This is a genomic window from Tritonibacter litoralis, assembly GCF_009496005.1.
Classification (GTDB): Bacteria; Pseudomonadota; Alphaproteobacteria; order Rhodobacterales; family Rhodobacteraceae; genus Epibacterium; species Epibacterium litoralis.
Map to the genome: position 1 here is coordinate 806,563 of NZ_WIBF01000001.1, position 15,536 is coordinate 822,098.

At 57.6% G+C, this 15,536-nt stretch carries 13 protein-coding genes; 4 read left to right on the plus strand and 9 right to left on the minus strand.

Annotation, left to right across the window (positions count from 1 at the left end; all coding sequences use genetic code 11):
• Positions 1–47 precede the first annotated feature (47 nt).
• Complete coding sequence (locus GFB49_RS03920) at positions 48–1,055, plus strand: ABC transporter permease (RefSeq protein ID WP_153214459.1); 1,008 nt, start codon at positions 48–50, stop codon at positions 1,053–1,055.
• Entirely contained in the window at positions 1,048–2,010 is a 963-nt protein-coding gene (locus GFB49_RS03925; protein ID WP_153214460.1) for an ABC transporter permease, read from the plus strand. The genes GFB49_RS03920 and GFB49_RS03925 overlap by 8 nt, the downstream gene beginning before the upstream one ends.
• Positions 2,011–2,042: 32 nt before the next feature.
• On the opposite strand, the gene GFB49_RS03930 is transcribed toward GFB49_RS03925, so the two are convergent.
• The 3 genes from GFB49_RS03930 to GFB49_RS03940 all read right to left on the minus strand — a co-directional run bounded on the left by GFB49_RS03930 (position 2,043) and on the right by GFB49_RS03940 (position 4,509).
• Entirely contained in the window at positions 2,043–2,345 is a 303-nt protein-coding gene (locus GFB49_RS03930; protein ID WP_153214461.1) for a helix-turn-helix transcriptional regulator, read from the minus strand.
• A gap of 94 nt (positions 2,346–2,439) precedes the next feature.
• Positions 2,440–3,720, minus strand: coding sequence for a DUF3422 family protein (locus tag GFB49_RS03935; protein WP_153214462.1), 1,281 nt, complete (start codon positions 3,718–3,720; stop codon positions 2,440–2,442).
• Positions 3,721–3,948: 228 nt separating this feature from the next.
• Positions 3,949–4,509, minus strand: coding sequence for a flavodoxin family protein (locus GFB49_RS03940; protein WP_153214463.1), 561 nt, complete (start codon positions 4,507–4,509; stop codon positions 3,949–3,951).
• Positions 4,510–4,596: 87 nt separating this feature from the next.
• Here GFB49_RS03940 and GFB49_RS03945 point away from each other — a divergent pair, with 87 nt between their 5' ends.
• Positions 4,597–4,977, plus strand: coding sequence for a winged helix-turn-helix transcriptional regulator (locus GFB49_RS03945; protein ID WP_153214464.1), 381 nt, complete (start codon positions 4,597–4,599; stop codon positions 4,975–4,977).
• Positions 4,978–5,037: 60 nt separating this feature from the next.
• Here GFB49_RS03945 and GFB49_RS03950 read toward each other — a convergent pair whose 3' ends face one another.
• The 6 genes from GFB49_RS03950 to GFB49_RS03975 form a co-directional block, all read right to left on the minus strand.
• Positions 5,038–6,471, minus strand: a complete 1,434-nt coding sequence (locus tag GFB49_RS03950) for an NAD(P)(+) transhydrogenase (Re/Si-specific) subunit beta (RefSeq protein WP_153214465.1) — start codon at positions 6,469–6,471, stop codon at positions 5,038–5,040.
• Positions 6,472–6,484: 13 nt separating this feature from the next.
• Positions 6,485–8,056 (minus strand): Re/Si-specific NAD(P)(+) transhydrogenase subunit alpha, encoded by a 1,572-nt coding sequence (locus GFB49_RS03955; RefSeq protein ID WP_343032460.1) that lies wholly within the window; start codon positions 8,054–8,056, stop codon positions 6,485–6,487.
• 132 nt (positions 8,057–8,188) lie between these two features.
• Positions 8,189–8,656, minus strand: a complete 468-nt coding sequence (locus GFB49_RS21170) for a methyltransferase (protein WP_194269251.1) — start codon at positions 8,654–8,656, stop codon at positions 8,189–8,191.
• 403 nt (positions 8,657–9,059) lie between these two features.
• Positions 9,060–9,809 (minus strand): gamma-glutamyl-gamma-aminobutyrate hydrolase family protein, encoded by a 750-nt coding sequence (locus GFB49_RS03965; protein ID WP_153214467.1) that lies wholly within the window; start codon positions 9,807–9,809, stop codon positions 9,060–9,062.
• Positions 9,810–10,032: 223 nt separating this feature from the next.
• Positions 10,033–10,458, minus strand: coding sequence for a GlcG/HbpS family heme-binding protein (locus tag GFB49_RS03970; RefSeq protein WP_153214468.1), 426 nt, complete (start codon positions 10,456–10,458; stop codon positions 10,033–10,035).
• 63 nt (positions 10,459–10,521) lie between these two features.
• Positions 10,522–12,624 carry a malate synthase G gene (locus GFB49_RS03975; RefSeq protein WP_153214469.1) on the minus strand — a complete coding sequence of 701 codons (2,103 nt, stop codon included), beginning with the start codon at positions 12,622–12,624 and terminating at the stop codon, positions 10,522–10,524.
• Positions 12,625–12,886: 262 nt separating this feature from the next.
• Between GFB49_RS03975 and pepN the strand changes: the two genes are divergently transcribed.
• A complete protein-coding gene (pepN, locus tag GFB49_RS03980; RefSeq protein ID WP_153214470.1) occupies positions 12,887–15,451 on the plus strand; it encodes an aminopeptidase N in 2,565 nt (854 codons plus the stop codon).
• Positions 15,452–15,536 lie beyond the last annotated feature (85 nt).

Below are 15,536 nucleotides of genomic sequence, written 5' to 3' on the forward strand. Positions count from 1 at the left end.
TTTCAACAAACCCTTCAATCAAAACAAAAATAAAGGCGTCCCTTCCGATGCTGACGTTTACAATCCGCCGGCTGATCCTTGCAGTGCCCACGCTGCTGTTCATCAGCTTGGCGATTTTCTTGCTGTTGGAGCTCGCACCGGGTGACCCGATGGCGCAAGTTCCGCTGACGGTTCCCTCAGAAGTCAAAGAAAAGATGCGCCTGGCCCTGGGATTGGGCGAGCCGCTGCACATCCGGTTCTGGAAATGGATTGTCCAGTTCTTCTGGATTGAACCGCAGGTCCTGATCGATTCCCTGTTTGGCACTAACCTGGCCGAGGGCAAGCTGCGCGTGATCTCGTGGCAGACCCGTTCGCCGGTGATGGATATTGTTGTGCAGCGTCTGCCCCAAACCCTGTGGGTTGTTGGCACGGCTTATGTGGTTGCGATCCTGATCGCCATTCCAATCGGCATTTATTCCGCCTATCGCCAATACAGCTGGTTCGACCAGATGGGCACCTTTGTGTCGATGATCGGCTTTTCGGTTCCACCCTTCTTCTCGGGCGTGTTGGTGATTGTGATTTTCTCGGTCCAGCTGGGCTGGTTCCCGTCAATCTATGACACCACGCACAAGGTCACTGATTGGGAAAGCTTTGTGTTCCAGATGAAGCAGATGGTGATGCCGGTGATGGTTCTGGCGCTGCAGATCACTGCGCAGCTCAGCCGGTTTATGCGGGCCTCCATGCTGGACAATCTGAACCAGGATTACGTGCGCACTGCACGGGCCAAAGGTCTGGGCGAATACGTCGTGGTCATGGTCCATGTGCTGCGCAATTCGATGATCCCAGTGGTCACCGTGATTGCCCTAGGGATCCCGTCGATCTTTGGCGGTGCGATCATCACTGAACAAGTGTTCAAAGTGAACGGTATCGGCCAATTGCTGATTGGTGCGATCCAGGCCAATGACCTGCCGATGGTGCAAACCCTGACCTTTATCTTTGCCGTACTCATCGTGCTGTTCAATCTGATCGCCGATGTTCTGTATGGCATTCTGGACCCGAGGATCCGTTATGACTGAGCTAAGCACCCCCGCCCCCGCCGCGCCGCCGCGCAGCCAATGGCTGGATGTCTGGGACCAGTTCAAATCCCACCGCGGCGCTTTGCTGGGTGGCATTCTGTTTACGACCATCCTGCTGGGCGTATTGGTCGGCCCGTTTGTCTATTGGAATGACGCCAAATTTGTGCCCACTGGTCGCGACTTTTTGCGCCTGCGGGACATGCGCCCGATCTATACGATCTTGTGGGACAGCGGCGCCAAAGTGGACTGGGCCTTTCCATTGGGCACAGACAATCTGGGGCGTGACACTCTGGCACGTCTGATGTTTGGCGGTCGCGTTTCCATCGCGGTTGGCATGGCAGCAATGCTGCTGGCCCTGGTGTTTGGCACCTTTGTCGGGGTCACCGCCGGGTATTTCAAACGCCTGGACGGCGTTTTGATGCGGATCACCGATCTGTTTCTGGCGCTGCCCTTGCTGCCGATGATCCTGGTGGCGGCGGTCCTGTTTCGCGAAGCGCTGGCGCAGGCCATTGGCCCCGAAGGCGGCGTCTTTGTCTTGATCGTGACGCTGATCGGGGTCACCAGCTGGATGCCCACCGCCCGGATCGTGCGCGGCGATGTTCTGGCCATCAAAGAACGTGAGTTTGTGCTGGCCGCCCGGTCTGTGGGAACCACCAGTTCCAAAATGGTCTTGCGGCACATTCTGCCAAACGTGCTGTCGCCCATCATGGTGTCCGCCACTTTGGGGATTGCCACCGCCATTATCGCCGAAAGCTCACTGTCGTTCCTGGGCTTTGGCTTTCCACCAGACTTCCCGACCTGGGGCCGTCTGCTAAATGACTCGGTGGACCGGATGATCCTGTACCCTGAACGAGTGATCTTTCCGGGGCTGATGATCTCGCTCACAGTGCTGAGCGTGAACTATTTGGGTGATGGTCTGCGGGATGCATTGGATCCCCGCATCCGCGGTCGCTGAGCCCAAAAGCGATACAGCAAACAGAAAGACCCTCAGCCCGCGTGGACGAGGGTCTTTTTCACATCCGCTTTCACATCCGTCAGCCGGAGCGCCAGACTGTAGGGCAGCGTGTCAATCCGCCCAAGATAGATGAAATCAAGCGTCACCCCAAAGCGCGCACAAATGGCCAACGCCCCGTCCAGTGAAATGCGGAAATCTCCGGACTCCCATTGGGAATAGGATTTCGCCGAGACCTGCGCTTGTTCGGCGAAATTCTTGCTTGGTAAATTGTAATGCTCACGCAGCAGACGTAGCCGGTTGGCGATCTCGGCATACCGTCCTTCAACGGTTTTCATACGCACAACTGATACCTTCAAATTGAATGTTCACTCAAAACATACTACGCCGCGTTGCAGCAATCAAAAGGAACTAGATCACATAACCGTGCGCTCAATGCAGACTTTTTTTGATCCGCTGGACCATCCACCACACCATCGCAATCACAGGAAGAGTAACGGCCGCTGTTAACGTTCCCTTGGAGATATCGAGCGCTTTGGTCAGCGGATACAGCGCATAGGATGCAAGCGACACCGCATAGTAGCTGATTGCCACAACCGACAGCCCTTCGACCGTATGTTGCAACCGCAGTGCCAGATCCGCGCGCCGGTCCATACTCTCAAGCAATGCCTGGTTCTGCGCGCTGCGTTCCACATCTACCCGTGTCCGCAACAATTCGCCCGCACGCCGCGCCCTGTCGGCCAAGGTCGCCAGCCGGCCTTCGGTGGATTTTACCGTGCGCATCGCAGGTTCATAGCGGCGCAGCATAAACTCTGCAAAGGTCTGATAGCCCTGAAACCGTTCTTCGCGAAGCAATTCGACCCGCTGTGAAACCAACGCCTGGTAGGCTCCGGTTGCGCCAAAGCGAAACGCAGATCGCGCGCCCATGGACTCCAGCTCAGCCGCGACCGTCAACAGCTGTTTCAATGTGGCTTCAGCGTCGACGGTCTGCCCGGTCATCTGCTGCATCATCTCGCTCAGATGAGTGTCGAGCGCCCCAATCGTCGGAGACAGACCACGCGACCGCGAAAAACCCAGCATAGACATGGCGCGATATGTTTCGATTTCGCATAGACGCTGCACGACGCGGCCAACCCGCTTGGGCCCTGTGCCATCGCTCACATAGACCCCAAACCGCATATGGCCGGCTGAATCAATGCGGAAATCTCCCGCCAGCACTGCACTGTCGCCCAGGACTTTCGACACGGCAAGGCTTTCGGGGACAAACCAATCATCCAGACTCTTGTAGATCTGATCATCCGCCGGTCGCGCCATCACACGGATCAGCGCAGATGAAATCACCTGCCCCGGTGCATCTGCAAGCCAATCCGCCGGAAAGGCGTTGAAATCCGCCGCATCAAAGGCACGATCTCCTACCCCGTCGCAATAGAGCATGTAACTGACAAACTCGGTATGTTGCTCCCATTTGAGATTGTAGCGACCGATTTTGGCAGAGTGATGCGTTGCTCCCAAGGCAGGGTGCGGCTCTCCGTGGCGATCCAACAAAGCGGTCAAATGGGCCAGGTCTTTGGAACGATCCCGCGCCACGGCTTCGGTTGGCTGTTTGACCGCAAAGTAAATCACAGTCGCAGGCGCGCTAATGTTTGGGAAAGGACGCGCGTGCAGCTCATTGGCCAGCTCATATCGCAGCGGATGGTCCTGAATAATCGTCATCTGGGGCTCCTTGGTCTTGGCCGGAGCCTAGCGAGACAATGAGGTAGTGTAAATAAATCTTTTGTTTCAATGAGTTGCAGGGATACAAAAGTATACATTTTGGTCCTCATTCACCGCCAACATGCCACAGAGCTGCGCCAAGTGCCCCGTTAAGCCCTTGCCGGAAAATAAAAAAGGAGCGCAAAAACGCTCCTTTTCTTTGGTTTTGTTCTGAAAACGTTGCCGGAATTAGACGGCCACGAAACCTGCAACCCGCGCGCCATAGTCAAAGGCCGACTGCAGGTCGCCTGCCCGCGGGGCCTGCTCCGGCGAAGAATCCGCCGGAGAGGTGGCCGCAGCGCCCGCGCTGGCCCCAACCCAGTTGCGATCGTCGGGCGTGCTGGTCAGCAGATTTGCAGGCTTCTGGTTCAGCGGCACCCACAGCATCCCGTGCTGCCCGGCCAGAACCCGCAAGTAGTTCAAGGTCTCGCCCTTGTCGCCCAGATGGCTGCCTGAATTGGTAAAGCCGCCTGCAAATTTATCGGCCCAAGCTCCTTCGTACCAGCGTTTGGACGTTTCATCAGCAAAGCGCTTAAACTGCCAGGGAACCCCACCCATATAAGTTGGCGCGCCAAAGATCAGCGCATCTGCTGTATCTGCGGCTTCCCAGAGCTCGGCTGAGACGACGCCGTCTTCGGGGATCGCCCACAGACGGGCCTCGCCTTTGGTTTTAGCGCCTTCCAGCACCGCTTCGGCCTGTTTTGCGGTGTGGCCGTAGCCCGAGAAATAAATGATTTCGATCCGTGCCATATGCACTCTCCTTCTTGGTTGAAAAGAAGAGATGGCAGCCCTACTTTCAGAAAGTAAGTAATTACCAAAGAGTAACCGGTTACCAAAATGAAAGTAAAAGGCGCATCCTGTATCTCTTGCCCGATGGATCCGGTCTTGAAGGCCGTCACCGGGCGATGGACCACCACCATTCTGTGGAACCTGTCCAGCGAAGGCCCGTTGCGGTTTGGCGCACTGATGGGGCTGATGCCGGAAATTTCCGCCAAGGTTCTGACCGACCGGCTGAAAATGCTAGAGAGGAACGGCATCGTCCTGCGCACGCAAAAACCGACGATCCCTCCGGAAGTCAGCTATGAGATGACGGAACACGGGCGCGATCTGCATCAGGCCCTGCGGTCTTTGCATGAGGTGGCGCTGAAATGGGATGCGGAAGGCTGGAAACCCGGCGAAGGCTTCCCCGAAGACCCTCTGCCCCGCGCGGCGGAATAGGCTGCAAAAACAAAAAACCCCGCCAGCCCGGCGGGGTTCTTTGTTTCGACTTTTGACCGCTTAGCTGATCAGCGTCAGCAGGCTGTCCAGCGAGGCCTTGGCATCGCCATAGAACATGCGGGTGTTCTCTTTGTAGAACAGCGGGTTCTCGATGCCGGAATAGCCTGTGCCCTGCCCCCGTTTGGAGACAAACACCTGTTTCGCTTTCCAGCATTCCAGAACCGGCATGCCGGCGATAGGCGAGTTCGGATCTTCCTGCGCCGCCGGGTTCACGATGTCATTGGAGCCAATCACAATCGCCACGTCGGTTTCTGGGAAGTCGTCGTTGATCTCTTCCATCTCCAACACGATGTCATAGGGCACCTTGGCCTCGGCCAAGAGAACATTCATATGGCCTGGCAGACGCCCCGCAACCGGGTGGATCGCAAAGCGCACGTTCTTGCCTTTGGCGCGCAGACGACGGGTCAATTCCGCCACATTCTGCTGGGCCTGCGCAACCGCCATACCGTAGCCCGGAATGATGACAACGCTGTCGGCCTCTTCCAGAGCTGCGGCAACACCGTCTGCGTCAATGGCAATCTGCTCCCCTTCGACTTCCATCGCCGGACCAGTCGTGCCGCCAAAGCCGCCCAGGATCACGGACACAAACGACCGGTTCATCGCCTTACACATGATGTAGGACAGGATCGCACCTGACGAACCCACCAGCGCGCCGACCACAATCAGCAGGTCGTTGCCCAGCGAGAAACCAATCGCTGCAGCCGCCCAGCCCGAATAGGAGTTCAGCATGGAGACAACAACCGGCATATCCGCACCACCGATGCCCATGATCAGGTGATACCCGATGAACAACGCCGCCAGGGTCATGATGAACAGCGGGAAGAAGCCGCCGGTGCTCATGTACCAGATCAGCGCAATGACCGAGATTGCAGCCGCCGCGATGTTCAGCAGATGCCCACCCGGCAGTTTGGTCGCAGCCGAGGTCACCTTGCCCGACAGTTTGCCATAGGCGATCACGGACCCGGTAAAGGTCACCGCACCGATAAAGACGCCCAGGAACAGTTCAACCCGCAGGATGCCGATTTCCACGCCGTCTTTCTTGGCCAGAAGGGCTGCAAAGCCTTCCAGTGCCTTCTTGGCGCTGTCGTCCATCGCCAGAACACGGCCCAGCTCGATATGGGCGTTAAAGCCCACGAACACCGCCGCAAGACCAACCAGCGCGTGCATGCCGGCCACCAGTTCCGGCATCTGGGTCATTTCGACCTTGGACGCCAGCATATAGCCGATCAGGCCGCCGCCTGCGATCAGCAGAACCGACAGAACCCACAGGCCCGATCCCGGACCGATGAGGGTTGCAAACACCGCCAGCGCCATGCCGACAATGCCATACCATACAGCGCGCTTTGCGCTTTCCTGACCAGAGAGACCACCCAAGGACAGGATGAAGAGAACAGCAGCCACAACATAGGCCGCAGTGGTAAATCCGAATTCCATCTACCCGTACTCCTTAGGATTTCTGGAACATGGCGAGCATGCGCCGTGTCACGAGGAAGCCGCCAAAGATATTGATCCCGGCCATAAAGACGGACAATGCGCCCAAGAGGATCACCAGGAAGGAGCCAGATCCGATCTGCATCAGCGCCCCCAGAATGATGATCGAAGAGATCGCATTGGTGACAGCCATCAGCGGCGTGTGCAACGAATGGCTGACGTTCCAGATCACCTGGAAGCCAATGAACACCGACAGAACAAACACAATGAAGTGCTGCATAAAGCTTGCCGGGGCAATCAGGCCCACACACAGCAGAAGCGCCGCACCAACCGCCAGCAGGGTCACCTGCTGTTTGGTCTGCGCTTTGAACGCGGCGACTTCCTGCTCGCGCTTCTCTTCCGGGGTCAGCTCTTTGGGCTTTTCCTGAGACTTCGCGGCAATCGCAGCCACTTTTGGCGGCGGCGGCGGGAAGGTGATCGCGCCTTCATGGGTGACAGTTGCACCCCGGATCACATCGTCTTCCATGTTATGATTGACCTGGCCGTCTTTTTCCGGCGTCAGGTCGGTCATCATGTGACGGATGTTTGTTGCGTAAAGGTTGGAGGACTGGGTCGCCATCCGGCTTGGGAAGTCGGTATAGCCGATGATGGTCACGCCATTGTCGGTCACGACCTTCTCATCCTTGATGGTGCCTTCGACGTTGCCGCCGCGCTCGGCTGCAAGGTCAACAATCACCGAACCCGGCTTCATCGCCTGAACCATATCTTCCAGCCACAGTTTCGGAGCTGGACGGTTCGGGATCAGCGCTGTGGTGATGACGATGTCGATGTCCGGCGCAATCTCGCGGAATTTGGCAAGCTGTGCATTGCGGAACTCTTCCGACTGAACAGAAGCATAACCGCCGGTGGCTGCGCCATCCTGCTGCTCTTCTTCGAAATCCAGATAGACGAATTCAGCGCCCATGCTTTCGACCTGCTCCGCCACTTCGGGACGCACGTCAAACGCATAGGTGATCGCACCCAGCGAGGTGGAGGTGCCGATCGCCGCAAGACCGGCCACACCGGCGCCAACGATCAGAACCTTGGCCGGGGGAACCTTACCCGCCGCGGTCACCTGACCGGTGAAGAAGCGACCAAAGTTGTTGCCCGCTTCGATCACCGCACGGTAGCCCGCGATATTGGCCATCGAGGACAGCGCGTCCATCTTCTGGGCGCGGGAAATACGCGGCACCATTTCCATGGCGATCACATTTGCGCCCGAGTCCTTGGCCGCTTCCATTCCAGCTTCGTTTCCAGCCGGGTTGAAGAAGGAGATCAGCGTCTTGCCCTTCTCCAGATAGGTCAGTTCGGTTGCATCGGGCTCACGCACTTTGGCGACAATATCGACGGCTTTCCACAGCGCTTCTGCGCCGTCGATCACCTCGACACCGGCCTCTTGATACAACGCGTCTGCAAAGCCGGCCGCAACACCCGCTCCGCTTTCGATCGCGCAGTCATACCCCAGTTTCTGCAACTGGCGCGCCGAGTCCGGGGTCATCGCAACCCGTGCCTCCCCGGCAAATGTTTCCTTTGGCGTACCTAATTTCACGTACGTTCCCCTTTATTTCTCACGTCCCCAGCCGGTTCGGCTTGGATCGTATTTTTGAAATCCAAACTCGGACGATCAACACATAAAGCGTGCTGCGACATCGGTCCAAGCCCAGCACCCCTCAAAAGTCCGCTACATCCAGCGCCGCGTCCTTTTACTATAGTCGGCCCATTCGTCAGGAAACTGGGACATTAGCCGCAGTTCTTCCCCCCGAATAAACCGGTGTTGCAACACCCAAATGAACAGCGCCACGATGGCAAACGAGCCCCACGACCCGACCCAAGCCACAACTCCCAAAAGGAGCAGAACATCTGAGACATAGATCGGATTTCTGGATAGCCCAAAAACACCTTTGGTCACAAGATGTGTTGCGTTTTCATGGGGATGGACGGTTGTTCGAAACTTTCGCATCTGCAGAACCGCAGCCAGGGTCAGCCCCCCGGCACAGCCCCAAAGGATCCAGATCAGCCCCGGCGGAACACGGCCACTGAACCCTGGGCCCAAAGGCAGAAACCGCCCCTGGATCCATACGCTGAACATTGCCAACAAGAGCCAGACCGGAGGGATATCCAGCCAGCGCTTTGCGAAATTTTTTATCACAATCGGACCAATCCTTTGCTGTCCACGCAACATAGTTTCGCGGACATTTCAGAAATGGTCTTGCGACAAGCTGTCACATATTAACGGAAAAGGAACATTTAGGGGCGATTTGCGACATCCGAAAGACAATTTCCGCAATGCAGCATGTATGGCGACCAATGTTCTGGTTCGCCGCCCGTTTAACGTAGTTTTTGTATTTTCAAATATCAGCATACCGTTGTACACCGCAAAAAACCACCCTCAAAAGACCCAACGCCTGGTTATTAGGCACGCACAGGGGCACAGACGCTTGGCAGCGTTTACAATCCTGTGTTCCAGAAGTTCTGTTTTCCACAAAATGCGACCGGCCACGCCGGGCCAAGCCCAAGCGGTGCGCAGTCCAGGTCTTACCGGCAGATGGAGATCAGCGGCCAGACCAGCTGTGGGCGGCTTCGCCAAAGGCTTCAAACAGCGGGCGTGAAACCGGGTCTGTGGGCGCGTGGTATTCCGGATGCCATTGCACAGACAGGGTGAAACCCGGCGCGTCCTTGATGTAAATCGCCTCGGGCGTGCCATCTTCGGCCTGACCATCCACAACCACACGGCTGCCAGGTTGCTTGATCCCTTGGCCATGCAGCGTATTGGTCATGACACGGGTGCTGCCAAAAAGGCGCGCAAAAGGGCCGCCTTCGGTGAAATCCACATGGTGGCGCAAGGCGAATTTCTCTTCCAGCGTGCCATTGGGCGGCATGCGGTGGTTCATTCGGCCCGGCAGATCGCGGATTTCAGGATAGAGCGTGCCGCCCATCGCCACGTTCACCTCTTGGAAACCGCGGCAGATGCCAAAAAACGGCTGTCCGCGCTCCACACAGGCGCGCACCAGCGGCAAGGTGATCGCATCGCGGGCCCGGTCAAAAGCGCCATGCGCCTCGGTCTCGGGCTCTCCATATTCATTGGGGTGCACATTGGGGCGGCCGCCAGTCAGAAGGAAGCCATCAAAGGCGTCCAGCAGTTCTTCGACCGAGACAAAACGCGGGTCAGATGGGATCATCAGCGGCAGACAGCCAGACACATCGGCAATCGCCTCAGAGTTCATGGTTCCACCCGCATGCACCGGATAGCTTTCATCCAGCAAATACGAATTCCCGATAATTCCGACGCGCGGGCGCGACATGGGTCACCTCTTCCTTTTGAACACTGCACTGTGCACGCACCATATGCACCCAGCATTGGTACCGTTTCGGTGCGTGTTTTGACAACTCCGCACATCAGCGCAAGGCGTTGTGGAACCACGCACAAAACATCCCAGGCGCTGCCGCTCAAAAAAACGGCACCACCTGGGATTAAGATATAGCGTTCTGCCCTTAAAACGAAGCTAAGGGCAAAACCTACTGGCCTTAGATTTCAGCCTGCAGGCCTGCGGCTTCCACGCCGGCTTTGCCTGCAATGGCATCATTGTCAGATGTATCGCCGGTGACGCCCAGCGCGCCAATCACGGCACCTGTTGCATCGCGCACCAGAACACCGCCGGGCACCGGCACAACCTGCCCCCCATAGACCCCGTTGACCGCGGCCATGAAAAAGGCCTGCTGTTCTGCACGCGCCATTTGGGCAGAGCCGGACATGCCCAGCATCACCGCGCCATAGGCTTTGCCCTGCGCAATGCCAAATCGGCCCGGTGCTGCGCCGTCTTCGCGTTCAAACGCCAGCACATGGCCGCCCGCGTCCAGAACCACCACCGACAAAGGCTTCAGCCCCATCTCGCGCCCTTTGGCACGCGTTACGTTGATCATCGTTTTGGCTTGATCCAATGAAATCGCCATTGGTTTCTCCCTTGTTTCTGTGACGCGCAGGATGGTCCCTGCCCCGCCTGATCCCTCAATCCCTTAGCCTTCGGCCTTCAACTGCAGACGACGGGCATGCAGGACCGGCTCGGTGTAGCCTGATGGCTGGATACGCCCCTTGAAAACCAGATCGCAAGCGGCCTGAAAGGCGATGCCATCAAACCCCGGCGCCATCGGGCGATAGGCCGGGTCACCTGCGTTTTGGCCATCCACAACAGCGGCCATTTTCTGCATCGCCGCCATCACCTGCGCTTCGCTCACCACACCGTGGTGCAGCCAGTTGGCCAGCGCCTGCGACGAGATGCGACAGGTCGCGCGGTCTTCCATCAGCCCCACATCGTTGATGTCCGGCACTTTGGAGCAGCCCACGCCCTGATCGACCCAGCGCACCACATAGCCCAGGATGCCTTGGGCATTGTTTTCGATCTCATTTGTAATGGCCTCATCGCTGAGGTTTTCGCCCTGCATAACCGGAATGGTCAGCAGATCCGCCAAGGAGCCCCGCGCGCCGCCGGATTTGATCTCATCCTGAACGGCAGAGACGTCAACACTGTGGTAGTGCATGGCGTGCAATGTCGCGGCGGTCGGAGACGGCACCCAGGCACAGGACGCGCCCGCCTTGGGGTGGCCAACCTTGGCCTCCAGCATATCTGCCATCCGGTCCGGCATCGCCCACATGCCCTTTCCGATCTGGGCGCGCCCTTTCAAGCCGCAGGCTAGGCCGATATCCACATTGCGATCCTCATACGAGGTGATCCAGGGCGTGGACTTCATCTCTCCTTTGGGCAGCATCGCGCCCGCTTCCATCGATGTGTGGATCTCATCCCCGGTGCGATCCAGAAATCCGGTATTGATAAAGGCCACGCGGGATTTTGCAGCACGGATACACTCCATAAGGTTCGCGCTGGTCCGGCGTTCCTCATCCATGATCCCCAGTTTGACGGTATTGCGCGGCAGACCCAGAACGTCTTCGACGTGATCAAAGATCCGCACCGCAAAGTCAACTTCTTCCGGGCCGTGCATCTTGGGCTTGACCACATAGACCGAGCCGGATCGCGAATTGCCACCGTCCGTTTTCAGATCGTGCATCGAAATCAAGACGGTAACCATGGCATCCAGCAGCCCTTCGCCCGCCTCGCGGCCCTCTGCGTTCAGCACCGCCGGAGTGGTCATCAAGTGGCCCACATTGCGCACCAGCAACAGCGAACGCCCTTTGACGTCAAACGCGGCGCCATCCGGCGCGGTGTAGCTGCGGTCGCCGTTCAGAATACGGGTGACAGTCTTGCCGCCTTTTTCAAACGACTCGCTCAGATCCTGTTTCATCAGGCCCAGCCAGTTGGAATAGGCTTGAACCTTGTCCGCCGCATCGACGCAGGCCACGGAATCTTCGCAATCCATGATGGTGGACAAGGCCGCCTCAAGGTTCACGGCCGCAATATGAGCCGGGTCGGTTGCGCCGATGGCGTTGTTGGCGTCAACCAGAACTTCGATACGCAGCCCGTTGTTTTGAAACAGGTAACGCGCGGCATCGCCGTCTTGCATCTGGCCGAGGTATTGCGTCGCATCCGCCAGAGGGGCCGCGGCAACATCGGTCACCTCGGCCCAGGTTGCGCCGGTCAACGGGAGCGCCTGATCCAGAAATGCCTTGGCGTAGGCAATCACTTTTGCGCCGCGATCCAGATCATAGCCTTTGCCTGTAGGTAGACCGCCCAGCGCGTCGGTGCCATACAGCGCGTCATACAAATTTCCCCACCGCGCATTGGCCGCGTTCAAGGCAAAACGCGCATTGGTGATCGGCACCACCAGCTGCGGGCCGGACATCAGCGCGATTTCAGCATCCACATCAGTGGTGTCGATTTCAAACGCTTCACCTTCGGGCAACAAGTAACCGATGTCACGCAGAAACGCTTGGTAAGCATCCGCATCATGGGGCTGGCCTTTGCGGGTCACATGCCAGGCATCAATCTGGCTTTGCAGATCTTTGCGCTTTGCCAAGAGATCGCGATTTTCTCCGCCTTTGCCGTTCACCAAATCGGAAAGCCCCGTCCAAAAGGCATCCGCGGTGATACCAGTGCCGGGCAAGGCTTTAGCTTCAATGAACTCAACCAGCTCTTCGGCCACTTTGATACTTTGGATCGCGCGCATTTTTCTTCCTCACCTTCTCATCGTTTCCCCAAGACATACCGGGCAACAGACCATGTCTACACCCCGACTGGTAAACTAATTTTACCAATTTTTAAATAGGCGTTTCAAAAAAACCAAGGGACTCGTTGGAAATAAGATCACCTGACGCCTTATCAAACGGCAAATTCCAGCCATCCTCTTGCTGCCCTTCCCGATCACTCCTACTGATAAAGAAATGGCCAAGCGCCACAATGGATACGTCCAAACAACAGGATCATATGCGATGAAAGACGCCGCTCCCGCCTCCGCGCCCGAGACGTTTTATCTGAAAGATTACACGCCCTTTGGGTTTGAGGTGGAAGCGGTTGCGCTGACCTTCAAACTGGCCGCCACCACCACCCGCGTGATCAGCAAAATCCGCTTTGCCCCCAAGCCCGACGCGGCGGATCCCCGTTTCTTTCTGCATGGGGAGGCGCTCAACCTGATCTGGGCCAAGATCGACGGCCAGGAGGTCACGCCGCAAATGGTCAATGGCGGGCTGGAATGCACAGTACCGGGCCAGCCGTTCACCTGGGAAGCGGAGGTAGAGATCGACCCCCAAGGCAATACCGCGCTGGAGGGGCTTTATATGTCAAACGGCATGTATTGCACCCAATGTGAGGCGGAAGGGTTTCGCAAGATCACATATTACCCCGACCGTCCCGATGTGATGTCGACCTTTACCGTGCGCATCGAAGGGTCGGAAAAGGTGATGTTGTCCAACGGCAATCCCGGCACCACGGGGGATGGCTTTGCGGAGTGGCATGACCCCTGGCCCAAACCCGCCTATCTGTTTGCGCTGGTGGCCGGGGATCTGATCAACCACCCGGACCGGTTCACCACCAAATCTGGCAAGGATGTGGAACTGAATATCTGGGTGCGCCCCGGAGATGAGGGCAAATGCGCCTTTGGCATGGAGGCGCTCAAGAAATCCATGACCTGGGATGAAGAGGTCTATGGGCGCGAATATGATCTGGACATCTTCAACATTGTGGCCGTGGATGACTTCAATATGGGCGCGATGGAGAACAAAGGATTGAACATTTTCAACTCATCCTGCGTTTTAGCCTCACCCGAGACATCAACGGATGCGAATTTCGAACGGATCGAGGCGATTATCGCCCATGAGTATTTTCACAATTGGACCGGTAACCGGATCACCTGTCGCGACTGGTTCCAGCTGTGTTTGAAAGAGGGGCTGACCGTGTTCCGCGATGCGCAGTTTACGTCCGACATGCGGTCCGCTCCGGTGAAGCGGATTGACGATGTGATCACCCTGCGCGCGCGACAATTTCCTGAAGATGGCGGCCCGCTGGCCCACCCACCGCGCCCGGAAGAGTTTCAGGAGATCAACAACTTTTACACGGCCACCGTTTATGAAAAAGGCGCCGAGGTCATCGGCATGTTGAAACGGCTGGTGGGCGATGACGCTTATTACAAAGCGCTCGACCTTTATTTTGACCGTCACGACGGGCAGGCCTGCACCATCGAAGATTGGTTGAAAGTGTTCGAGGATGCGACCGGCCGCGACATGACCCAGTTCAAGCTGTGGTACAGTCAAGCCGGCACACCACGGGTGAAGGTTTCTGAAAGCTTCGTGGGCGACACACTGACCTTGACCTTTGAACAAGAAACCGCACCGACGCCGGGGCAACCCACCAAAGACCCGCGTGTCATTCCCATTGCTGTCGGGCTCTTAGGGGCAAATGGTGACGAGATCCAGCCCACCACCGTGCTGGAGATGACAGAAGCCAAGCAGAGCTTTACCTTCACCGGGCTCGCCGCAAAACCTGTGGCATCAATCCTGCGCGAATTTTCCGCTCCTGTGGTCCTGGACCGCCAAATGGGCAACGCTGAGCGGGCGTTTTTGCTGGCCCATGACACCGATCCCTTCAACCGTTGGGAAGCAGGCAACGCTCTGGCCACCGACACCCGGTTGCGGATGGTTCTGAATGGCGCGGCGCCAGATGCCAACTATTTGGATGCGCTGACCAAACTGGTGCGTGATGACAGCCAGGACCCGGCGTTCCGGGCCTTGGTTCTGCAACCGCCAAGTCAGGCGCAGATCGCGCAGGTTCTGTTCGAACAGGGCCACACGCCAGACCCGGAAAAGATCCATGACGCGGCAGAGACCTTTGCCCAAAGCCTGGCGCAGGCCCTGTCGGACAGCCTGCCCCGCCTTTATGCGGCGACCACGGTGGATGGACCTTATGTCCCGGATGCAGAAGGCGCGGGCAAACGCGCGCTCAACGGGGCGGTTCTGTCGCTGCTGTCGCGATTGGATGGCGGCGCGGCTGCTGCGAAACAGTTTGAAGCGGCGGACAATATGACCCTGCAATATGCGGCTTTGGCCTGTTTGCTGCGGGCTGAAAAAGGCGCGGATCAATCGCAGGCCTTTTTCGATCAATGGAAAGAAGACCGTCTGGTCATGGACAAATGGTTTGCGCTGCAGGTGGCCACGGCCAAGCCTGAAAACGCAGCACAAACAGCCCGCGCCCTGACCAAGCACGCCCTGTTCACGATCAAAAACCCCAACCGGTTCCGCGCTGTAATGGGCGCGCTTGCAGGGCATCATGCAGGGTTCCACCACATCAGTGGGGCGGGCTACAGCTTGCTGGCTGAAAACTTAATGGCTTTGGATTCCCTTAATCCGCAGACCACAGCCCGCATGTGCGCAGGCTTCCAGACCTGGAAGCGTTATGATGAGACACGCCAGCGGTTGATCCAAACCGAGCTTGAGAAAATTGCAGGGCTAAACGGGCTCAGCCGCGACACTTCGGATATGGTCACCCGCATCCTGGAAGCGTAATACATTGAACCGGGGCGGTTTTTCCCGCCCCGGTTTCCACAGCGTGAACAATCCACCCAGATCCCCCATGATCAGTAGAAGCGCA